Genomic DNA, 21,050 nt, shown 5'->3' with positions numbered 1-21,050 from the left:
GTAGACACGCGCGGGGCGCCTACCGGTGAAGGCCTCGTCGTGACGGGTTCAGGTGTGGTGATCGAATCCGGCACGGCGAGGCTCAGTCGCGCGGCCCGCGCAACTCCAGCACCACCCGCAGCACGTGCTCGACGGCCGCCGGGAACACCGCTCCCCGCAGTTCGCCGCGGTGCACCAGGGTCTGCCCGGCGAACTCGACCATCCGCTCCGGCCCCACCCGCCGCACCACGAGCGCGGCGACCTCCTCCAGGTCGAGGCCGGGGTTGTCGAGACGCACCAGCGCGAACTCGACGATCAGCTCCTCGTCGCTCACCGGAGTACCTCCTCACCGCAACTCGTCGGATTCTTCCACCGGTACACGTCGAGAACATGTGCTGGACCGATGATCCGGACCACCCGCACGCTGTCCCGCATGAAGTTCTCGCGGCCAGAGGCCCGCAGCTGGCGATGTCCTCCCGCGCCCACCGGGGCACGGGACTTCCACGCCGGGCTGCCCGGCTACGCACCCACTCCGCTGACCGGACTGCCGGTCCTCGCCGCGGAACTCGGGATCGGCCGCCTGTTCGTCAAGGACGAATCCTCCCGGCTCGGCCTGCCCGCTTTCAAGGCTCTCGGCGCTTCCTGGGCCGTTCACCGCGTTCTCGAGCGGCGAACGGGCCGGGTCACGCTCACCACCGCGACCGACGGCAACCACGGCCGGGCGGTCGCGCGCATGGCCCGGTTGCGCGGCCAGCGCGCCCACGTCTTCGTGCCGCACACGGTGCCCGAACCGGCGATCGAGGCCATCCGGGCCGAGAACGCCCAGGTCACGGTGGTCGAGGGCACGTACGACGACGCGGTCGCCAGAGCCGCCGAGGCGGACGGGGTCCTGGTTCAGGACATGGGCCGGCCAGGCTACGAGGAGGTCCCGGCCTGGATCGTCGAGGGGTACGGCACGCTCTGCCACGAGATCGACGAGCAGCTCGACCGCGAACCGGACCTGGTCGTCGTCCCGGTCGGCGTCGGCTCGTTCGCGCAGGCTGTGATCACCCACTACCGCGGCCACGGCTCCCGCACGAGGCTCCTCTCCGTCGAACCGGACAGCGCCGCCTGCGTCCTCGAAAGCCTGAAAGCCGGTGAACTCAGGACCGTGCCCACCGGCGACACGATCATGGCCGGGCTCAACTGCGGCACGCCGTCCGCCACCTCCTGGCCGTATCTGCAGAATGGCCTGGACACCGCCGTGGCCATCTCCGAATCCGAATGCATTAAAGCGATGCAGGACCTCCACGCGCAGAACGTCCACTCAGGACCGTGCGGCGCCGCTCCACTCGCCGGACTGCGTGCCATGCGTGGCGAATTCGGCCACCTCGACACCGTCGTTCTCATCAGCACCGAAGGATGCTCGTGAACCCACGCGACCTGCTGGCCCAACTCGTCTCCATCGACTCGGTCAACCCCGACCTCGTCCCCGGCGGCAACGGCGAACACGAGATCGCCGGCTTCATCGCCACCTGGTTCCACGCCCACGGCTTCGAGGTCCACCGCCTGGAACGACGTCCGGGCAGACCGTCGCTGGTCGCCGTCAGGAAGGGCACCGGCGGCGGGAAGTCCCTGATGCTCAACGGCCACGTCGACACGGTCGGCCTCGCGGGCTACGACGGCGACCCGCTGCACCCGCGCATCGAGAACGGCAGGATGTTCGGCCGCGGCACGTTCGACATGAAGGGCGGCATCGCGGCCATGATGGTCGCCGCCGCGAAAGCCACCGAACGCCCGCTGCGCGGTGACGTCATCGTCGCGTGCGTGGCCGACGAGGAACACGGCAGCTTCGGCACGGAAGAAGTGCTCGAACGCTTCACCGCCGACGCCGCCATCGTCACCGAGCCGAGCCACCTCGAAGTCACCCTGGCGCACAAGGGTTTCGTCTGGTTCGACGTCGAGGTCGAAGGCAGGGCCGCCCACGGCTCACGTCCCGAACTGGGCATCGACGCCATCGCCAAGGCCGGCCACTTCCTCGTGGCGCTGGAACGGCTGGGCCAAGACCTCAGCACAGGCCCGAAACATCACCTGCTCGGCACCGGCACGGTCCACGCGTCGTTGATCAGCGGCGGCGAGGAGGCCTCGACCTACCCGTCGTCCTGCAGGATCACCCTCGAACGCCGCACGGTCCCGGGAGAGTCCCCGCAGCAGACGGAGGACGAGCTGCGCACGATCCTCGACCACCTGACCGCGACCGTCCCGGACTTCACCGCGACGCTCACCCGAGGCCTCGCCAGGGACCCGTTCGAGGCCGACCCCGAAGCCGAGATCGTCCGCACCCTCGTCGCGAACCTCGGCGGGCCACCGGTCATCCGCGCGGAGCCGTTCTGGACCGACTGCGCCCTGCTGGACCGCGCCGGCATCCCCTGCCTGCTGTTCGGCGTCGACGGTGCGGGCGCGCACGCGGCCACCGAGTACGTCGAGCTGGCGTCCCTGGACCGGCTCACCGAGGTCCTGACCGGCACGATCACCGCCTTCTGCCACTAGGTTCTTTCCCTCCCGACGGCACGCTGCTCGCCACCGGCGACACCGGCTTCGCCGTCCACGTGTGGGATGCCGCGACCGGTGCTCTCAGCGCCGAGCTCACCGGCCACACCGACATCGTGCACGCCGTCGCGTTCTCCCCCGACGGCGCGACCCTGGCCAGTGCGGGCGCCGGCCACGACGTCCGGCTGTGGCGCAGGGACGACCTCACCCCGCCCTGCCCGCGTCGACCGTCGTCAGATCGACGACCGCGGCAGCTTCACCTCGTCATTCATGATGTTTCCCCCTTCCCTCGCCACCTGTTGTAGCGGGAGGGGGTTCTTCACGGTCGAGGCCGCGAGCTGAAGGAACAACGGTGAACAACCGCGATCCGCGCCGCATGACCCGGAACGTCCACACCGGACTCCCGCAACCGCACGCCCTCCGCCAGCGAGGTGACCCCGATCCACGTGGCACCGGCGGCCACCGCCGTTCGCGCGACGTCGCCGAGCCCGTGCCCGAACCCGTCGGCCTTCACCACCGCCATCACGGCGCCACGGGCCCACGAGACGAACCGTCTCGTGTTGTCGGCCACCGCGGTGAGGTCGACCTGCAGCACCGGCTCGGAGGCCGCGTGGCGCAGGCTCGTCACGCGCGCGCCCACGCAGGCACCTCCACCGGTCCGTAGACGGCGTGGTCCGCGCCGGTCAGCAACGCCCAGTAGCGGTCGCCGTAGGACCAGTGCCACCACTCGGTCGGGTAGTTGATCAGGCCGGCGGCGGCCAGCGCACCGGCCAGCACCGTCCGGTTGTGGCGGGCCTCGTCGTCGACCGGCGCACCGAAGAAGCACGCGCCGTCGCTCTCCTCTGGAGTGGCGGCGACCTCCGTGCCCATCCACAGCTCCGCACCCGGCCTCGTGACCAGCGTCAGGTCCACGGCCGCGCCCGCGACGTGCGGCGCGACGGCCAGCGGTGCCACGAACCGGCTGGACAACCGGTCGAGCTCGACCCCGTCGGCGGTGGGGTGCAGCTCGCGCAGTTCGGCCTTATAACGCTCGATGATCGCGCTCTGACCGTCGATGGTGCGGTGCCCCTCGACCACCCGCAGGTCCACACCGGACGGAAGCAGCGCGCGGGCCACGTCGAGCCGCCGCGCGAGCCCTTCGCGCACCAGCACGCCAGGCGCGTAGTCCAACGGCACCAGAGGATCCCCGTTGTCAAGGACGCGGACGGCGCGCACGACCGGATCGGCCAGCAAGATGGTCATGCAGCCAACCTAGGAACGTACGTCCACGTAGGACTCCTCCTCCAGGCCACGCCCTCCCGCCGAACGACCGAATCGGAGGCGTGGACATCAGCCGTTCGGACGAGGGACGCACGGCGCGCGCGATTTCGGCAGACTGGTGTCGTGACCCGACTGAGGACGATCTGACGTGCACGCCGCCGGCCTGGTGCTGCACCCGCGGCGGGACTCCGCCGCCGCCGTCGAGGCGGTCCTCGGCTGGGCGGCCAAACGCGGTGTCGAGATCCTCGGCATCTCCGACGAGATCCAGCGCCTGCGCTGCGAGGCCACCCCGGTCACCGCGGAGGAACTGGGCCGCCGCGCCGACCTGCTGGTGAGCCTCGGCGGCGACGGCACGATGCTGCGCGCCATGCGCATGGCCGACGGCGAACGAGCCCCGGTCCTCGGCGTCAACCTGGGCAAACTCGGCTTCCTGGCCGAGGTCGACGTCCCGGACCTGCCTGCGGCCCTGAGCGCCATCGACGCCCACGACTTCACCGTCGAACCCCGCCTCGCCGTCGACGCGCGCTTCAACGACCAGGAGGTCACCGCGTTCAACGACGTCGCCGTGGTCCGCATCCCCGGCGAGGGCAGTGCCCGCGTCGCCGTGCGGGTGGCCGGCCAGCCGTTCGTCAGCTACGCCGCCGACGCCGTCATCGTCGCCACCCCGACCGGTTCCACCGCCTACAGCTTCTCCGCGGGCGGCCCGATCACCAGCCCGTCCGTCGAGGCCCTGCTCGTCACCCCGGCCGCCCCGCACTCCGCCTACAGCCGCGGCGTCGTGCTGTCGGTGAACGACGAGGTCGACCTCGACCTGCTGCCGTCCAGCGGCCGCCTGGCCGTGGAGGTGGACGGCATGGTCGCCGGATACGTCGAGCCGGGCCAGCGGGTGTCGCTGCGCGGCCGTGCCGGTGCCGCGCGGGTGGTGCGGCTCGGGATGACGACGTTCTACCAGCGGGCACGGCGCAAGCTGCGGCTCACCGACTCCGCCGAACTCGGCTGACGCACCTCCTCCCCCCACCTCCACCCGTGTTCGAGCGCCGCTTGTTCGGATGTCCGCGCCGAGCAACGGATGGGGGCAAGGGACATGGAGCTGAACAGGCGCAGGGTGTTCGCGCTGGGTGCGGGTGCCGCGCTCGCCGCGGGCACCGGGACCGCCGGTGCCGACGCCGGGGGGACGGCACCCGAGCCGAACCTCCCCGGCTTCAAGCACAACTACGCGCAGGTCAACGGGGTGCGGCTGCACTACGTCACCGGCGGGCGGGGCGAGCCGCTGCTCCTGCTGCCGGGGTGGCCGCAGACCTGGTGGCTGTACAACAAGATCATGCCCGCGCTCGCGACGAAGTTCCGCGTCATCGCGGTCGACATGCGCGGTCAGGGCGGGTCGGACAAGCCGGCGGGCGGGTTCGACAAGAAGACGATGGCGACCGACATCCACGAGCTCGTCAAGAAGCTCGGGTACGACCAGGTCAACGTCGTCGGGCACGACCTGGGCAGCATGGTCGCGTTCGCCTTCGCGGCCAACTTCCCCGCCGCGACGAAGAAGGTCGCGTTCATGGACGTGCTGCACCCCGACGAGAGCTTCTACCAGATCCCGCTGCTGCCCCCGCCGGGCGGATTCAGCCTCTGGTGGTTCGCGTTCAACCAGGTCATGGGCCTGCCCGAGCAACTGCTGGCCGGCCGGTTCCGCTACCTGATCGACTGGCTGTTCGCGAACACCGCGTTCACGCCGTCCGCCATCGACGAGCGCTCGAGGCGGATCTACGCGCAGAACTACAACTCGCCGGAGGCCATCCGCGCGAGCAACGGCTGGTACCAGGCGTTCCACCAGGACATCGCGGACGGCAAGACGTACGCCAAGCTGACCCCGCCGGTGCTCGGCCTGGCCTCGGTCTCGTCCTACGACCAGTTCCTGGGCGCGCTGCCGAACGTCGCGAACCAGTTCGAGGTCGTGGGCGTCGACGGGTCCGGCCACTGGCTCGCCGAGGAGCAGCCGGACACCGTCGCCCGCGAGATCACGCGGTTCTTCAGCTGACCGGACGTGCCGAGGGGATGAACGCCGCGACCACGACTGCCAGCAGCGCGGTCGCGGCGCCCAGGCCCATGATGAGCTGGAAGCTGAACGGCACGCCCACCTGCGTGAGCACGACGCCCGCCACCGCGCTCGACACCGACGTGCCGATCGCGCGCATCAGGGTGTTGAGGCTGTTGGCCGCGGCCGTCTCCGACGCCGGCACGGCACCCATGATCAGGGCGGGCATCGCGCCGTAGCCCAGGCCGATGCCCGCGCCGATGACGGCCGAGACCACGACGAGCTGCCACACCGCGGTCAGCATGAAAACCCCTGCGCTGTAACCGATTGCGACCACGAGAGCGCCGAGGATCAGCGTGACGCGAGGGCCGCGTGCGTTCGAGATCTTCGCGGACAGCGGTGCCGTCGCCATCATCACCAGCCCGGAGGGCACCAGCACCAGGCCGGTGACGAGCAACGACTGCCCGAGTCCGTGGCCGGTCGAGGCCGGGAGCTGCAGGACCTGGGGCAGCACCAGCGACTGCGCGAACATGGCGAACGCGAACACCGCCGAGGCGATGTTGGTGAGCAGCACCTGACGCCGGGCGGTGGTGCGCAGGTCGACCAGCGGCTGCGGCGACCGCAGCTCCCACCAGCCCCACAGCCCGAGCACGACGGCCGCGACGACGAACAGGCCCGTGGTGGTGGCGCCGCTCCAGGTGGACGCCTTCGACACGCCGAGCAGCAGGCAGATCAACGCGACCGACAGTCCCAGCGCGCCGAGGAAGTCGAACCGCCCGCCACCGCGAACCGGCGACTCCGGCACGACGACCAGGACCGCGACCAGCACCAGCACACCGGCGGCGGCCGACGTCCAGAACAGCATGTGCCAGTCGCTCTGCTCCACGAGGAACGCCGCCGCGGGCAGGCCGAGCGCGCCGCCGACGCCCAGCGAGGCGCTCATCAGCGCCGTCGCCCCGGCCAGCCGTTCCAGCGGCAGTTCGTCGCGCATGATGCTGATGCCGAGCGGGATGACGCCGACCGCCAGTCCCTGCACCACCCGGCCGATGATCAACGGCACCAGCGAGTAGCTCAGCGCGGCGATCACCGAGCCCGCGACCAGCATGAGCAGGCTGACCAGCAGCATGCGGCGCTTGCCGTACATGTCGCCGAGCCGGCCGATGACGGGGGTCGCGACCGCGCTGGCCAGCAGGGTCGACGTGATCACCCAGGCGGTGTCGCCGGGCGAGGAGTCCAGCAGTGCGGGGAACCTCGGCAGGAGTGGGATGACCAGCGTCTGCATCAGCGACACCGTGATGCCGCCCAGCGCCAGGACGGCCACGACGACGTTCGGACGGGTCACCGGCGGCGTTTCTTCGAGGAGCACGTCCCCGAGTCTAAGTCAGTCACTTGACTTAACATCGGGTGGTGCAAGGATGTCCCGGATGTCCGAAGCGGAGGTGACGGTGAACAAGGTGGACGGCCAGTCCAAAACGGAGCGCGCGCACGCCACCCGCGAGCTGATCCTCACGGCGGCCGAGCGGCTGTTCGCCGAGCACGGCGTCGTGGCCGTCTCGAACCGCCAGGTCAGCGAAGCGGCCGGCCAGGGCAACAACACCGCCGTCGGCTACCACTTCGGCACCAAGGCCGACCTCGTGAGGGCCATCGCGCGCAAGCACCTCGCGCACGTCGAGGAGATCAGGCAGCGGATGGTCTCCGACCTGGGCGACTCCCCCGGCCTGCGCGACTGGCTCGACTGCCTCGTACGACCGGTCACCGAGCACCTCGAGGCGGTCGGCAGCCCCACCTGGTTCGCCCGGTTCGGCGCGCAGGTCATGACCGACCCGACGCTGCGGCCGATCATCGTGGAGGAGACGCGCTCGTCGCCGTCCCAGGTGCGCATCCTGGCGGGCCTGAACGCCTGCCTCGCCGACCTCCCGGACGACGTGCGGGCCGAACGCCACGACATGGCGCGCCAGCTGCTCGTCCACATGATCGCCGAACGTGAGCGCGCTCTCGCTGACGGCACTCCGACCCCGCGAGCGAGCTGGCCCGAGGCCGCGACCGGACTGGTCGACGCGCTCGCCGGGCTGTGGCACGCTCCCGTCAGCGACTAACCCCTTTCGAGGACACCGTCCTGACCTGCCACCCTGGTGCGGTGCTGCTCAAGCTGACCGGGTCCAGCTGTTCGGGCAAGACCACGCTCGCCCTCTCCGTGGGCGACCGGCTGGGGCGGCTCGCCGTGCACGACTTCGACGAGGCCGGCGTGCCCGAGGGCGCCGATCGCCAGTGGCGCCAGCGCACGACCGAGATGTGGGTGTGCCGTGCGCTGGAGTACCAGGACCGCGGAGTCGACCTCCTGCTCACCGGGCAATCCCCGCTGGGAGAGGTCCTGGCCGCTCCCAGCGCCCCGTTGCTGGACGGCATCGCGGTGTGCCTGGTCGACGTGTCCGACGAGGTCCGGCGCAGCAGGCTCACCGCGCGCGACGCGGGCCGGTGGGACGCGCCGGCGGTGGACGCTTTCCTCGGCTGGGCCGCCTGGCACCGCGAGCACGCCAGGGATCCCCGGCACCTGCCCGGCGCCCTCGTCCCCGGCGGCTGGCCTGACATGGTCTGGCACCGGTGGACCGGGTGGACTGCCGGCGACCAGAGGTGGCGCACCCACCTGCTCGACACCACGGACCGGGCCGTCCCGGAGTCCGCGGACCAGGTCGAGCACTGGGTGGTCCAGCAGCGCGACGCGCTCCGATCCGGGCGTCTCCCCCTCTCGCGGGGCTGGGCAGATCACGCGACTAGCCCTTCAGCGCGTAGAACCTGATCGGCGAGTTCGGCTCGAACCCGATCCGCGGGTAGACCGGTGCTCCGGCGACCGTGGCGTGCAGCGTGGCGCGGGTGATCCCGGTCGCCCGCCACGCTTCGTACAGCGCCTTGCGCGTCACCGCCTCGCCATAGCCCCGGCGCTCCGATCCGCGCTCGGTCGCGACCAGCACCACGAACAGCCGCCCGGCCGTCTCGACCGCTCCCGCGCACGTCACCGGCACGCCGTCCCGAAGGCCCAGGTACGCGTGCACCCCGCTCTTCCACAACGCCGACCCGCCGATGCCGTCACGGCCGGCCTCCAGGCCGAACCCGTACGCCCGGGAGTTGATGTCCGCGTACACCTGCAGCTGCTCGTCGGTCGTCACCCGCTCGAACGTCAGCTCCGGGTGCGAGGGCCCGGGGATCGGCAGCAGGTCACCCGCCATCCCGGTGCCGGGGAACGCGTACGCCAATCCGGCGCGGTCGGCCAGCGCGTCGAGGTCCGCATCCTCCACCAGGTCCTCGAACACCCACAGGAAACCGAACTCCTGCTTCGTCCGCATGACGTCCGCGGCCTCGGCGAAGCGCTGCGCGAGCAGGTCGGCGCCGATGCCCGGCTCGGTGAACGTCACGCAGTTCCAGAAGGGGAACTTGCAGTCCGCCCACCGCACCGCGACACCGGGGAGATCACGCACGTCGGCGTCCGGGTTCTGATCCAGCACCATGGCGCGCCACCCCGCGGTGAGCTGTTCCACGGACTCCAGCGCTTCGGTCGAATCGATCATGCTCGGGAGCCTAGTCGGCGGTGTTCTCCCGCAGCCGCCTCAGCATCAACGCCAGGTGCAGCCGGAACCGGCCGGCCGCCGAGTCGAGCTCGAACCCGAGCACCGACTCGGCGCGGGCGAGCCGTGCGGGCATCGTGCTGTGGTGCCGGTGCAACGCCGCCGCGGCCTTGCGCACCGAACCCGTGGCGCACACCACGTCCAGCATCGTGATCATGCCCGGTTCCGCGGCCAGCCGGTCGAGCGCGCACACGTCGGGCAATGCCGTGATGTCCGCCAGGCCGACCTGTTCGGCCAGAAGCGCGAGGCCGCCAAGCCTTTCCCACCACACCACCGGCTCACTGTCCGATGTGTACCGCAGCGCCGTGCGCGCGGCCTGCCAGGACCTGGCCGCGTCGATCGCGGGCAGCGACGGGCCGACGCCGAGCCGGGCGGCCGTCTCGGGGACCTCGGTGGTCAGCACCGCACGCACCGAGCCCAGCAGCACCGACCGTCCGGGAACCTCTGCGGTGGCCGCCAGCACGCGCAACGGCGCCGTGGCGGCGATGCCGAGCAGGTGCAGCGCGCGGGAGCGTTCCGCCGTGCCGACGCCGTCGGACAGGACGAGCTCGACCAGCGCGGGGTCGCCCAGTTCCGGCAGGGGCACGCTGGAGTGCTCGAGCAGCACGGCGGCGGCGATCGCGAACCGTTCCAGCAGCATGTCGTCCAGCGGCGCGGGTGCGCCCTGGCGGGCGACCCAGACCTCCACGCCGGCCTCGAGCGCGCGGACCGAGGCCTTCGCGGGCACCGGGCCCGCGGTGACGGCGCCTCCGGCGTCGGCGCGCAGCAGGAGGCCCTGGCCGGGCGCGTGCAGGCCGACCGGGCAGCCGGCGAGTTCGGAGGTGCTGCGCACCAACGCGTCCAGGCCCGCGCGCTCGGTGATCAGGCGATCGAAGAACCCGATCACCCTCACCGCGCTCTCGGCGTCGGCGTCCAGCCCGGACAACCTCAGCAGCAGGCCCTTCATCCCGTCACCATAGCCCCGACAGGTGGCTGGCCGAGTGGCCGAATCGCCCGCCACGTGTCGGCTGCCCGCACCGCCGTTCCGAGCCGAGGATTGGTCCCATGAGCTACGACCTGGATCCCGAACTGCTGCCCTGGCTCGACATGCTGCCGCAGGTGACCCTCACCGACTACGACGCCCTGGTCGCCGGCCGCACCCAGCAGTCGGAGCTGGCGAACCTCGTGCCGGTGTACGAGCCGGCCCACCCGATCGAGGTCCGCGACGAGGCGGCTCCCGGTCCGTCCGGCGCCCCGGACGTGCGGGTGCGCGTGTACGGCCGGGCCGGCCGCGAGAACCCCGTGCCCGGTCTCGTGTACATCCACGGCGGCGGGTTCATCATCGGCAGCGTCGAGATGTTCGAGGCGCACGTGCTCAAGCTCGTGGACCAGCTGGACATCGTGGTCGTGTCCGTCGACTACCGGCTCGCCCCCGAGCACCCGTTCCCGGCGCCGGTCGAGGACTGCTACGCGGCGCTGCGGTGGACGGCGGCCAAGGCCGCCGAGCTCGGCATCGATCCCGCGCGGCTCGGCGTCGGCGGCGAGAGCGCGGGTGGCGGGCTCACCGCCGGAACCGTGCTGCTCGCCCGCGACCGCGGTGGCCCCGAGCTCGCCTTCCAGCTCCTCGGCATCCCCGAGCTCGACGACCGGCTCGACACCGAGTCGATGCGGGACTACGTCGACACCCCGCTGTGGAACCGTCCCAACGCGATCTACAGCTGGACCGCCTACCTGGGCACCGAACCGGGCGGCGACGACGTCTCGCCGTACGCCGCCCCGTCGCGTGCCACCGACCTGTCCGGGCTCCCGCCCGCGTTCGTCACCACCTGCCAGTACGACCCGCTGCGCGACGAAGGCGTCGAGTACGCGCGACGGCTCGCGCACGCGGGTGTACCGACCGAGCTGCGCCTGTACCCCGGCACGTTCCACGGTTCCTCGCTCGTCGAGAGCGCGGAGATCTCACGCCGGATGTTCGCCGACGAGGTGGACGCGTTGCGCCGCGGCCTGAAGGTCACAGACTCCCGGTGACCGTGCTGCCGGACTTGGTGACGTAGTAAGTGACGGTGGCGCCGCTCCAGTAGTGGAACGTCAGCGTCACCCGCGCGTTGTCGTTGACCTCGGCGAAGAACTCCGGGGTCAGCGTCGTCGCGCCGGTGGTGTAGTTCGGTGCGAACGCCCGGTCGAACTCCTTGAAGGAGGTCCAGTTGTGCGGTCCGGCGTTCGACCCGTCGGCGTACTTCGCTTCCATCGTGGCGAGCAGGTCGCCGCGGAAGGTGGTCGGAATCGCGAACGAGCCCGTGGTGCCGGTCGCAGCGGACAGCACCGGTGTGTCGTGCGTGATCAGGTTGACCCGCCACGGCACGCCTGCGGAGAAGTGGGCCGTGAGCACGGCGTTCGTGCCGTAAGCGCGTGATCCGCTCAGCCTGGTCATCGCCGCGGCGGGCAGGGTGAGCTGGTCGCCGGAGATCGTGTAGTCGGTGCCCCGCACCAGTTCCGTCGTGCCCTGACGCAGGCCGGTGAACGTGGTCCCGTTGGGGCTCAACGTGATCGTCTTGGCGGTGACGGCACTCGACCGGGCGCTGAACACCTGGTCGGACGAGGCCGTGCCGGAGCGGGTGGTCCAGCTCGACTTGATCTGCGCGGCGAGTTCCGGGTCGCTCCACTGGAAGGATGTGCGGCCGAGGTGCTGGCCGTTGTCCCACAGCATGGTGGTGATCTTCTTGGTGCGCGCGTAGTGGCCGAAGTGCTCGAAGAACTTCAGCTTCTCGCCCTGTTCGATCGTGCCGGTGTGGCGGTCGAACCCGAGCAGTCCGTACTCGCCGAGGATCACCGGGACGCCGCGCGCGACGAAGGTGTTGTGCACGCGGTCGAACGAGTCGGTCAGGTCCTTCTGCGCGGTCGCGTCGTACCGCGTGCCGCCCGCCACATTCACGCTGAACGGCCAGTAGCCGTAGTAGTGCACGGTCGCGGCCAGGTTCGCGTCGCCGAATCCGTTGATCGACGTCGCCAGCTCGTCGAGGCGTGCCTGGTCGGACGACGTGTGCAGGGTGGGCAGCACCAGGAGGCGGGTCGCGTTGTTGCCGCCCGAGCGCCGCACGATGTCGCGGAAGGACGCGTTCAGCTCGTGCAGCAGCTGTGCGTTCTGGGCGTCACCCGAGCTGCCGGTGAACTGCGGCTCGTTCACGCTCTCGAACACGAGCTTGCCCGGTGAGTCGCGGAACGCGGTGGCCAGCTGCGTCCAGATCGCGTTGTAGCGGGTGAGCACGCCGGTCCGGTTCGACGGCATGGCCGCGATCCACTGCCACGAGTCGTGGTGGATGTTGATCATCACGTGGAAGCCGTCCGCCAGCGCCCAGCCGACGACCTCCTTGACGCGGTTCAGGTACGCCGCCTCGATCACGTGGTCCTGGCCCTGGTGCTGGCCCCACGTGACGGGGATGCGGATGCTCTTGAAGCCCTGCGCCTTCACGTTGTCCAGCAGTGCTTCCGTGACACGCGGATTGCCCCACGACGTCTCGTCGCTGCCGGTGGCGTCCAGCGTGTTGCCGAGGTTCCACCCCGGCTGCATCGCCGCGACCTGTGCCATCGCGTCGCCCGGCACCGGGTTCCCGGTGGTGGTCGTCGTGGTCGTCGTGGTCGGGGGCGTGCCCGGTTCGCCGGTGCACGTGACGCCGTTGAGGGCGAACGACGGCGGTGCCGCGTTGGTGCCGGACCAGCTGGCGTTGAAGCCGAAGGACACCGAGCCGTTCGACTCGATCACCGCGTTGTAGCCGGCGTTGACGGCGGTGGCGTCGGCACCGGACGACGTGACGGTGGCGTTCCACGCCTGGGTCACCCGCTGACCGGACGGCCACGTCCAGGTCAGGCGCCAGCCGTCGACGCGCTCACCGAGGTTCTTGACGGACACGTTCGCGGTGAACCCGCCGTTCCACTGGCTCGGTACCGCGTAGTCGACCTTGCAGCCCGGCGCCGCCGCGGCGGGAGCCACGACCGCCAGGCCGACGCTCGCGGCCACCGAGACGAAACCCGCTGCCAGCGCGGCAAAACGTCTTCCGAACACGACACACCTCCCGGTCTGGGAGCGTTCCCAGATGGCCGCACTGTAGCCATCTCCCAGAACGCCAGGAAGCGTTCCGTCGATTCGAAATCGAACGCGAAATCGCTCTGCCGAATCGCTTTCGTGACCGTTACAGTCCTCAATCTGGGAGCGCTCCCAGTCCCAGCTCCCCTGTCATCGGAGGCTGACGTGCACCGTCGCGTGATCAGAGCTGTGACAGCCGTCGTCGTCGCGCTGCTCGCACTGGCGGCCGGTCCGCTGGTGTCCCCCTCGGCGGCCGCACCGGCGTTCAACTACGGCGAGGCGCTGCAGAAGTCGGTCTGGTTCTACGACGCCCAGCGCTCGGGGAAGCTGCCCGCCGGCAACCGGGTGAGCTGGCGCGGGGACTCGGCGATGCGCGACGGCGCCGACGTCGGCCTCGACCTGTCCGGCGGCTTCTACGACGCCGGTGACCACGTGAAGTTCGGGCTGCCCTTCGCGTTCAGCGTGTCGATGCTCGCGTGGGGCGCCGTCGAGAACCGGGCCGCCTACGCGGGCTCCGGCCAGCTCCCGCACCTCATGGCGAACCTGCGGCACGGCACGGACTGGATCATCAAGGCTCACCCGTCCCCGAACGTCGTCTACGGGCAGGTCGGCGCGGGCAACCCCGACCACGCGTGGTGGGGCTCGGCGGAGGTCATGCCGATGGCCCGTCCGTCGTACAAAGTGGACAGTTCGTGCCCCGGATCCGACCTCGCCGGCGAGTACGCGGCGGCGATGGCCTCGGCCTCGATGGTCTTCAAGGACACCGACCCCACCTACGCGGCCACCCTCCTCACACACGCCAAACAGCTCTACACGTTCGCGGACACCTACCGGGGCAAGTACAGCTCGTGCATCACGGACGCCGCGAGCTTCTACAACTCCTGGAGCGGCTACCAGGACGAGCTCGTGTGGGGCGCGATCTGGCTGCACCGCGCCACCGGTGACGCGAGCTACCTGACGAAGGCGAAGGCGGAGTACCAGAAGCTCGGCACCGAGCCGCAGAGCACCGAACGCTCCTACAAGTGGACCATCGCCTGGGACGACAAGTCCTACGGCGCCTACGTCCTGATGGCGAAGCTGACCGGCGAGCAGGGCTACGTCAACGACGCCAACCGCTGGCTGGACTTCTGGACCACCGGCTACAACGGCAACCGGGTGCGCTACTCCCCCGGCGGTCAGGCGGTGCTCGACAGCTGGGGTTCGCTGCGGTACGCCGCCAACACCGCGTTCGCCGCGCTGACCTACTCGGACTGGCTGTCCACTCGCGACAGTGCTCGTGCCAGGACCTACCACGACTTCGGCGTGCGGCAGATCAACTACGCCCTGGGCGACAACCCGCGCAACGCGAGTTACGTCGTCGGGTTCGGCACCAACCCGCCGCGCAACCCCCACCACCGGGGCGCGCACGGTTCGTGGGCCGACAGCATCCAGGAGCCCGCCGTCAGCCGGCACGTCCTCCACGGCGCACTGGTCGGCGGTCCCAGCACGAACAACGACGCCTACACCGACAGCCGCAGCGACTACGTGATGAACGAGGTCGCGCTCGACTACAACGCAGGCTTCACCGGTGCGCTCGCCCGCCTGTACGGGGAGTTCGGCGGCACCCCGCTCGCCTCCTTCCCGGCCGCGGAGACCCCCGACGGTCCCGAGCTGACCGTGCAGGCGTCGGTGAACCAGAGCGCCGCCCAGTTCACCGAGATCAAGGCCTTCGTGCTCAACAAGAGCGCGTGGCCGGCGCGGACGTTCAACGGCACCCTGCGCTACTACTTCACGCTCGACGGCGCCACCACGCCCGGCCAGATCACGGTCACCACGAACTACAACCAGTGCGGCACGCCGGGAGCGCCGGTGCAGCACAGCGGCGCGATCTACTACGTGGAGATCCCGTGCACCGGAGTGGCTCCGGCCGGGCAGTCCGCGTTCCGCAAGGAGGTCCAGTTCCGCATCACCAGCGCGGGCACGTGGGACCCGGCCAACGACTGGTCGCACACCGGCCTCGGCAGCGGCAACACCGTCGCCCAGACCGACCGGATCACGCTGCGCCAGGACGGGAGGACGGTGTGGGGCACCGAGCCCGGCGGCGCCGTGGAGGACAGCGAACCGCCGTCCGTCCCCGGTGGACTGACCGCCTCCGACGCCGGTCCGACGAACGTCACGCTGAACTGGACCGCCTCCGCGGACAACGTCGGAGTGGCCGGGTACGACGTGCTCAGCGGCACTACCGTCACAGGAACGGCGACCACGACCAGCCTGCGGGTCACCGGCCTCTCACCGGACACGCCGTACTCGTTCTCGGTGCGCGCCCGGGACGCCGCGGGCAACGTGTCCGGTGCCAGCACCCCGGTCAGCACGCGCACGCTCCCCGGCGTCGCCGCCACTCTCGCGGTGCAGCACAAGGGATCCGGCTCGGCCACGTCGAACCAGATCGGCGCCACGCTCCAGCTGACGAACCGCGGCACGGCGCCGGTCAGCCTCACCACCACGACGATCAGGTACTGGTTCACCGGCGACGCACCGTCGGCGAGTTACCAGGTGTGGTGCGACTGGGCGCAGATCGGGTGCGCCACCGTCCAGGTACGCGTGGTCAAGCTCCCCGCCGCGCGCACGGGCGCCGACGCGTACGTCGAGGTCTCCTTCAGTTCCGGCAGCCTCGCGGCGGGAGCGAGCACGGGTGAGATCCAGGTGCGGACAGCGAAGTCCGATTGGTCCTCTTTCAACCAAACCGACGACCACAGCTATCGCGTGAGCAACGCGCTCAGCGACTTCGACCGGGTCACCGCCCACACCGGCGGCTCCCTCACGTGGGGCACCGAGCCCTGACGAACTTCGGGGCGGGACGTTCTGCACGGCACAGGCGTCCCGCCCCGTTCCCACTTCGCGGTCGCGCTCTCACGAATCGGACACGCGGGCGTTTCGTCACGTTCGATCTGACGGTCGCGGACTCCTACGATGAGCGTCATGACGGAGATCGACCGGCAACGACGGCCCGGCCCGCGGATCGAAGAGGTCGCCCGGCTGGCCGGAGTGTCCAAGTCGACGGTCTCCCGGGTGATCAACGGCGAGCAGTACGTGAGCGCCAAGGCACGCGACGCCGTGCACACGGCGATCACCCATCTCAAGTACAGCCCGAACCAGGCGGCCCGCTCCCTCGCGGGCAACAAGGCGAACGCCATCGCGTTGATCGTCTCCGAGCAGGGCAGCAGGGTCCTCGGCGACCCGTTCTTCGCGGGCGTGCTGCGCGGCGTGCACGCGGAGCTGACCGGGCGGCGCATCCAGCTGCTGCTGATGCTGAGCCGGCCGGAGGACCACGACGACCTCCTCGCCTACCTGGCGGGCGGCCACGTGGACGGCGCGCTGCTGGTGAGCCTGCACGGCGACGACCCGCTGCCGCTCCTGCTCCAGGAGTACGGCCTGCCGGTGGTGGTCGGCGGCCGCCCTCTCGCGGCGGGCTCCGTCCCGTTCGTGGACTCGGACAACTTCACCGGCGGCCTCGACGCCGTGCGGCACCTGGTCTCGCTGGGACGCACGAGGATCGCGACCGTGGCGGGCCCGCGCGACATGGCGGCGGGCCTCGACCGGCTCAGCGGCTGGCGGCGGGGCCTCGGCGAGGCGAGGCTGTCCGCCGACCTGGTGGCGGAGGCCGACTTCACCCCGGAGAGCGGTGCCCTCGCCATGACGGAACTGCTCGACCGGGCCCCCGGCATCGACGCCGTCTTCGTCGCCGCCGACATCATCGCCCTGGGCGTGCTGCAGGTGCTGCACGCACGGGGCAGGCGCGTTCCCGAGGACGTGGCGGTCGTCGGGTTCGACGACTCGCTGCTCGCGTCGACCGCGACTCCCCCGCTCACGACCGTCCGCCAGGACGTCGAACAGCTCGGCCGCACGATGACGTGGCGGCTGCTGGGCGAGCTCGCCGGTGACGCCGGCCTGCCGCCCTCGCTGCTGCTGCCGACGTCTCTGGTGCGCCGCGCGAGCGCCTGAGCCGGCGCAGACCGGGCGTGATGACCGCTGGGCGCGGCGACCCGGAACGCAGGCTCCGCCAGAGGCGGTGGGCAGCAGGACAGCGGGCGCCGGAGACGGCGTGCGCCGAGCCGTTCGAGGCCCGGCGGACGCGGTGCGCACGACGCCATCACGCCTGACGCAGCCTCACCGAACATCGCCCCGCATCAACCTTTCCGGCCCAACGCCGTCCTCCGAACGGCGCTGTCCCCGAAGACGCCATCCGCCACCGGACGCGTTTCCCAGGCGGACATGTCCGCACCCGCTCCCACCACCCGCTCGACGCGTTCAGTGCCGGAAGAAGCACGCAGTGTTAACCCATCGGTCACTTTTCCGGGAACGCTCCCAGGTTTCAAAACTGTGACCTGAACCATGAACGACGAGGTCATGCCGTTGACCGGCGCCGAAAGCGCTTGACACTGACCGAAGTGTGTCTTGACACACGTTCGAAGCCGGGACGACACTCCTCGACGTCTGGGAGCGCTCCCAGAACCGCCGCCGAGACCAGAGGAGTTCTCCCGTGCGACACCGTTGGATCAGCGTGCTGATCTGTGCCGCCGTGTCCGCCGCCGCCACCACAGCGTGCGGGACAGGTGGGGCTAGTCAGACGGCAGATGGAAACACCGAGCTGACGATCGCCACGTTCAACGAGTTCGGTTATGAAGAGCTGTTCAAGGAGTACGAGGCAGCTCACCCGGACGTCAAGATCACGCAGCGCAAGACCGGCCAGGGTCAGCCGCACCACCAGAACCTGTTCACCAAGCTGGGTGCGGGATCCGGCCTCGCGGACATCGAGGGCGTCGAAGAGGGCTACCTCAGCCAGGTGATGTCGAAGGCCTCCCAGTTCAACGATCTCAAGGAGATCGGCCCGAAGATCGAGGACGGGCGCTGGCTGGACTGGAAGACCCAGGCGATGACCACCAAGGACGGCAAGCTCATCGGCTACGGCACCGACATCGGTCCGCTGGCCATGTGCTACCGCAAGGACCTGTTCGCGCAGGCCGGTCTGCCGTCCGACCCCGAGGGCGTCAAGGCGCTCTTCGCCACGTGGGACAGCTACTTCGCCGCCGGTGACCAGTTCGTCGCCAAGGTTCCGGGCGTCGCGTGGTTCGACAGCGCCGCGCAGGTCTACAACGCCATGCACAACCAGCTCGAGACGGGCTACTACGACAAGTCCGACAAGCTGGTCGTCGACACCAACTCCGACATCAAGTCCAACTGGACCGCGGTGACCGGGGCTGTCGCCAAGGGACAGTCGGCTCGGCTCGGTGCGTTCAGCAACGAGTGGAACACCGGCTTCAAGCTCGGCAAGTTCGCCACCAAGACCTGCCCGTCGTGGATGCTCGGCGTGGTCGAGACGCAGGCCGGTCCCGAGAACAAGGACAAGTGGGCGGTCACCGACGCGTTCCCGAACGGTGGCGGCAACTGGGGTGGCTCCTACCTGAGCGTGCCGAAGCAGAGCAAGAACGCGAAGAAGGCCGCTGAGCTCGCCGCCTGGTTGACCGCGCCGGAGCAGCAGATCAAGGCGTTCAAGGCCAAGGGCACGTTCCCCAGCCAGACCAAGGCCCTCGAGGCGCCTGAGCTGCTGGAGCAGACCAACGCCTACTTCGGCGGCGTCAAGGCCGGCGAGCTGTTCGCCACGCAGGCCAAGAAGATCAAGGCAGCGCAGTACAAGGGTCCGGCCGACGGCCAGATCCAGGAGACGGTGTTCAGCCCGGCACTGCAGTCGGTCGAGCAGGGCAAGAACGCCGACGAAGCCTGGACGACCGCCGTCGAGGGCGCGAAGAAGGCGGCCAAGTAGTGACGGCCACTCTCTCCAAGGTTGACCGCGGGCGAGCGCAGGAGGCTCGCCCGCGGCCTCCGCGGCGGTACCGGCTGTCCAATCTGGACACCAAGGTGTCGCCGTACCTCTTCGTCGCACCGTTCTTCGTGCTCTTCGGGGCCATCGGGCTGTTCCCGTTGCTCTACACGGCCTACGTCTCCCTGTTCGACTGGGAGGTCGGCGCCGACGAGCCGCTGTTCATCGGTCTGGAGAACTACCGGACGCTGTTCGAGGACGACCAGTTCTGGAACGCGCTCTTCAACACCTTCAGCATCTTCCTGCTCTCGAGCGCGCCGCAGATCGTCGTCGCGGTGCTGATCGCGGCACTGCTGAACGCGAACCTGCGGGCCCGCACCGGGTGGCGGATGGGCGTGCTGCTCCCCTACGTGGCGAGCCTCGTGGCGTTGACGATCATCTTCGGCAACCTGTTCGGCCCGCAGTACGGCCTGGTGAACGACGTGCTCGGCATCATCGGCATCGACCCGATCGACTGGCAGGCCAGCACCTTCGGCAGCCACGTCGCCATCGCGTCGATGGTGAACTGGCGGTGGACGGGCTACAACGCGTTGATCATCCTCGCCGCCATGCAGGCGATTCCGCGTGACGTCTACGAAGCCGCGCTGGTGGACGGCGCGAGCGCGCTGCGGCAGTTCTTCAGCATCACGCTCCCGATGCTGAAGCCGACGCTGATCTTCGTGATCATCACCACGACCATCGGCGGCCTGCAGATCTTCACCGAGCCGAAGCTGTTCGAGCCGTCCGGCGGCAGCGGCGGCGGTACGGAGCACCAGTACCAGACCGTCGTGCTCTACCTGTACCAGTCGGCGTTCCAGGGCCTCGACCTCGGCTACGCCTCCGCGATCGCGTGGGTGCTGTTCATGATCGTGATCGCCGTCGCCGCCCTCAACTTCTTCATCACCAGGAGGGCCGTCCGATGATGAAACGACCTTCCTTCGTGATCTACGGGATCCTCGGCGCGTTCGTGCTCGGCTCCGCCTTCCCGTTCTACTGGTCGTTCCTGGTCGCCAGCCGGGACAACTCGGTGCTGACCGGCGACTTCACGCTGATCCCCGGCGGGAACTTCTTCTCCAACGCGGCACGGGTGTTCGACACCGTGCCGTTCTGGAAGGCGCTGGGCAACAGCTTCATCGTGTCCGGCACCGTGACGTTCTCGGTGGTGCTGCTCTCGACGCTGGCCGGGTTCGCGTTCGCCAAGCTGCGCTTCCGCGGCCGGGGCGTGCTGTTCCTGTTCGTGGTGGCGACGCTGGCGGTGCCGACCCAGCTCGGGATCATCCCGCTGTACATGGCGATGGCCGAGTTCGGCTGGGCCGGCAGGCTGGAAGCCGTGATCGTGCCGAACCTCGTCACGGCGTTCGGCGTGTTCTGGATGCGCCAGTACCTGCTCGACGCCATCCCCGACGAACTCGTCGAGGCGGCGCGGATGGACGGCTGCAGCCTGTGGCGCGCGTTCTGGCACGTCGCACTGCCCGCCGCCAGGCCGGCCGCCGCGATGCTGGGCGTGTTCACGTTCATGCAGTCCTGGAACGACTTCCTGTGGCCGTTGGTCGTGCTCAACGCCGACAATCCGACGCTGCAGGTCGCGCTGGAGAAGCTGCAAAGCGGTTACTACGTCGACTACTCGCTCGTTCTCGCCGGAACCACGCTCGCGACGGTTCCGGTGCTCATCGTGTTCCTCGTGCTCGGGCGGCAGATCGTCGCCGGTGTGATGCAGGGCGCCGTCAAGGGGTGAAA

The 21,050-nt window shown here is 70.0% G+C and carries 20 protein-coding genes; 13 read left to right on the top strand and 7 right to left on the bottom strand.

Annotated features, from left to right (window positions below):
- Window positions 1–82: 82 nt before the first annotated feature.
- The gene (locus LX88_RS30210) at window positions 83–313 is read right to left on the bottom strand and encodes a hypothetical protein (RefSeq protein WP_258951160.1); all 231 of its coding nucleotides are present in this window, start codon (window positions 311–313) and stop codon (window positions 83–85) included.
- A gap of 69 nt (window positions 314–382) precedes the next feature.
- Here LX88_RS30210 and LX88_RS30205 point away from each other — a divergent pair, with 69 nt between their 5' ends.
- From LX88_RS30205 to LX88_RS30195, 3 genes are read left to right on the top strand one after another with little or no spacing between them, the layout of a single operon-like run.
- Entirely contained in the window at window positions 383–1,390 is a 1,008-nt protein-coding gene (locus LX88_RS30205) for a pyridoxal-phosphate dependent enzyme (RefSeq protein ID WP_258951159.1), read from the top strand.
- Window positions 1,387–2,508 carry an ArgE/DapE family deacylase gene (locus LX88_RS30200; RefSeq protein ID WP_258951158.1) on the top strand — a complete coding sequence of 374 codons (1,122 nt, stop codon included), beginning with the start codon at window positions 1,387–1,389 and terminating at the stop codon, window positions 2,506–2,508. The genes LX88_RS30205 and LX88_RS30200 overlap by 4 nt, the downstream gene beginning before the upstream one ends.
- Before the next feature lie 59 nt (window positions 2,509–2,567).
- On the top strand, window positions 2,568–2,813 hold the full coding sequence (locus tag LX88_RS30195) for a WD40 repeat domain-containing protein (protein ID WP_258951157.1): 246 nt from the start codon (window positions 2,568–2,570) through the stop codon (window positions 2,811–2,813).
- 14 nt (window positions 2,814–2,827) lie between these two features.
- Here LX88_RS30195 and LX88_RS30190 read toward each other — a convergent pair whose 3' ends face one another.
- Together LX88_RS30190 and LX88_RS30185 are read right to left on the bottom strand one after the other, a co-directional pair.
- Window positions 2,828–3,148 (bottom strand): alanine racemase, encoded by a 321-nt coding sequence (locus LX88_RS30190; RefSeq protein WP_258951156.1) that lies wholly within the window; start codon window positions 3,146–3,148, stop codon window positions 2,828–2,830.
- On the bottom strand, window positions 3,133–3,750 hold the full coding sequence (locus tag LX88_RS30185) for a M15 family metallopeptidase (RefSeq protein WP_258951155.1): 618 nt from the start codon (window positions 3,748–3,750) through the stop codon (window positions 3,133–3,135). Before LX88_RS30185 ends, LX88_RS30190 begins: the two co-directional genes overlap by 16 nt.
- A 166-nt stretch (window positions 3,751–3,916) precedes the next feature.
- Here LX88_RS30185 and LX88_RS30180 point away from each other — a divergent pair, with 166 nt between their 5' ends.
- Both LX88_RS30180 and LX88_RS30175 read left to right on the top strand, forming a co-directional pair.
- Window positions 3,917–4,768, top strand: a complete 852-nt coding sequence (locus LX88_RS30180) for an NAD(+)/NADH kinase (protein WP_258951154.1) — start codon at window positions 3,917–3,919, stop codon at window positions 4,766–4,768.
- A gap of 84 nt (window positions 4,769–4,852) precedes the next feature.
- A complete protein-coding gene (locus LX88_RS30175; protein WP_258951153.1) occupies window positions 4,853–5,800 on the top strand; it encodes an alpha/beta fold hydrolase in 948 nt (315 codons plus the stop codon).
- Here the strand turns inward: LX88_RS30175 and LX88_RS30170 are convergent.
- Entirely contained in the window at window positions 5,793–7,079 is a 1,287-nt protein-coding gene (locus tag LX88_RS30170; RefSeq protein ID WP_372511444.1) for an MFS transporter, read from the bottom strand. The two genes, LX88_RS30175 and LX88_RS30170, sit on opposite strands and share 8 nt — an antisense overlap.
- A gap of 142 nt (window positions 7,080–7,221) precedes the next feature.
- Here LX88_RS30170 and LX88_RS30165 point away from each other — a divergent pair, with 142 nt between their 5' ends.
- Window positions 7,222–7,893, top strand: coding sequence for a TetR/AcrR family transcriptional regulator (locus tag LX88_RS30165; protein ID WP_258951151.1), 672 nt, complete (start codon window positions 7,222–7,224; stop codon window positions 7,891–7,893).
- Between the two features lie 41 nt (window positions 7,894–7,934).
- Window positions 7,935–8,594 (top strand): AAA family ATPase, encoded by a 660-nt coding sequence (locus tag LX88_RS30160; RefSeq protein WP_258951150.1) that lies wholly within the window; start codon window positions 7,935–7,937, stop codon window positions 8,592–8,594.
- Here LX88_RS30160 and LX88_RS30155 read toward each other — a convergent pair.
- The gene (locus LX88_RS30155; RefSeq protein WP_258951149.1) at window positions 8,569–9,360 is read right to left on the bottom strand and encodes a GNAT family N-acetyltransferase; all 792 of its coding nucleotides are present in this window, start codon (window positions 9,358–9,360) and stop codon (window positions 8,569–8,571) included. The two genes, LX88_RS30160 and LX88_RS30155, sit on opposite strands and share 26 nt — an antisense overlap.
- 10 nt (window positions 9,361–9,370) lie before the next feature.
- Window positions 9,371–10,363, bottom strand: coding sequence for a helix-turn-helix domain-containing protein (locus LX88_RS30150; RefSeq protein ID WP_258951148.1), 993 nt, complete (start codon window positions 10,361–10,363; stop codon window positions 9,371–9,373).
- 98 nt (window positions 10,364–10,461) lie between these two features.
- Between LX88_RS30150 and LX88_RS30145 the strand changes: the two genes are divergently transcribed.
- On the top strand, window positions 10,462–11,424 hold the full coding sequence (locus tag LX88_RS30145) for an alpha/beta hydrolase (RefSeq protein WP_258951147.1): 963 nt from the start codon (window positions 10,462–10,464) through the stop codon (window positions 11,422–11,424).
- Here LX88_RS30145 and LX88_RS30140 read toward each other — a convergent pair.
- Window positions 11,408–13,456, bottom strand: a complete 2,049-nt coding sequence (locus LX88_RS30140; protein ID WP_258951146.1) for a cellulase family glycosylhydrolase — start codon at window positions 13,454–13,456, stop codon at window positions 11,408–11,410. The two genes, LX88_RS30145 and LX88_RS30140, sit on opposite strands and share 17 nt — an antisense overlap.
- A 198-nt stretch (window positions 13,457–13,654) precedes the next feature.
- On the opposite strand from LX88_RS30140, the gene LX88_RS30135 reads away from it, so the two are divergent.
- The 5 genes from LX88_RS30135 to LX88_RS30115 all read left to right on the top strand — a co-directional run bounded on the left by LX88_RS30135 (window position 13,655) and on the right by LX88_RS30115 (window position 21,048).
- On the top strand, window positions 13,655–16,297 hold the full coding sequence (locus tag LX88_RS30135) for a glycoside hydrolase family 9 protein (RefSeq protein WP_258951145.1): 2,643 nt from the start codon (window positions 13,655–13,657) through the stop codon (window positions 16,295–16,297).
- A 138-nt stretch (window positions 16,298–16,435) separates the two neighbouring features.
- Window positions 16,436–17,458, top strand: a complete 1,023-nt coding sequence (locus tag LX88_RS30130; RefSeq protein ID WP_372511441.1) for a LacI family DNA-binding transcriptional regulator — start codon at window positions 16,436–16,438, stop codon at window positions 17,456–17,458.
- A gap of 538 nt (window positions 17,459–17,996) precedes the next feature.
- Entirely contained in the window at window positions 17,997–19,277 is a 1,281-nt protein-coding gene (locus LX88_RS30125; RefSeq protein WP_372511440.1) for an ABC transporter substrate-binding protein, read from the top strand.
- Window positions 19,277–20,236, top strand: coding sequence for a carbohydrate ABC transporter permease (locus LX88_RS30120; protein ID WP_258951143.1), 960 nt, complete (start codon window positions 19,277–19,279; stop codon window positions 20,234–20,236). Before LX88_RS30125 ends, LX88_RS30120 begins: the two co-directional genes overlap by 1 nt.
- A complete protein-coding gene (locus LX88_RS30115) occupies window positions 20,233–21,048 on the top strand; it encodes a carbohydrate ABC transporter permease (protein ID WP_258951142.1) in 816 nt (271 codons plus the stop codon). Before LX88_RS30120 ends, LX88_RS30115 begins: the two co-directional genes overlap by 4 nt.
- Window positions 21,049–21,050: the final 2 nt, after the last annotated feature.

This window comes from Lentzea californiensis (assembly GCF_024648825.1).
Taxonomy (GTDB): Bacteria; Actinomycetota; Actinomycetes; order Mycobacteriales; family Pseudonocardiaceae; genus Lentzea; species Lentzea californiensis.
The sequence above is the reverse complement of the archived record's forward strand: the minus strand, read 5'-3'. Positions and strand labels throughout refer to the sequence as shown.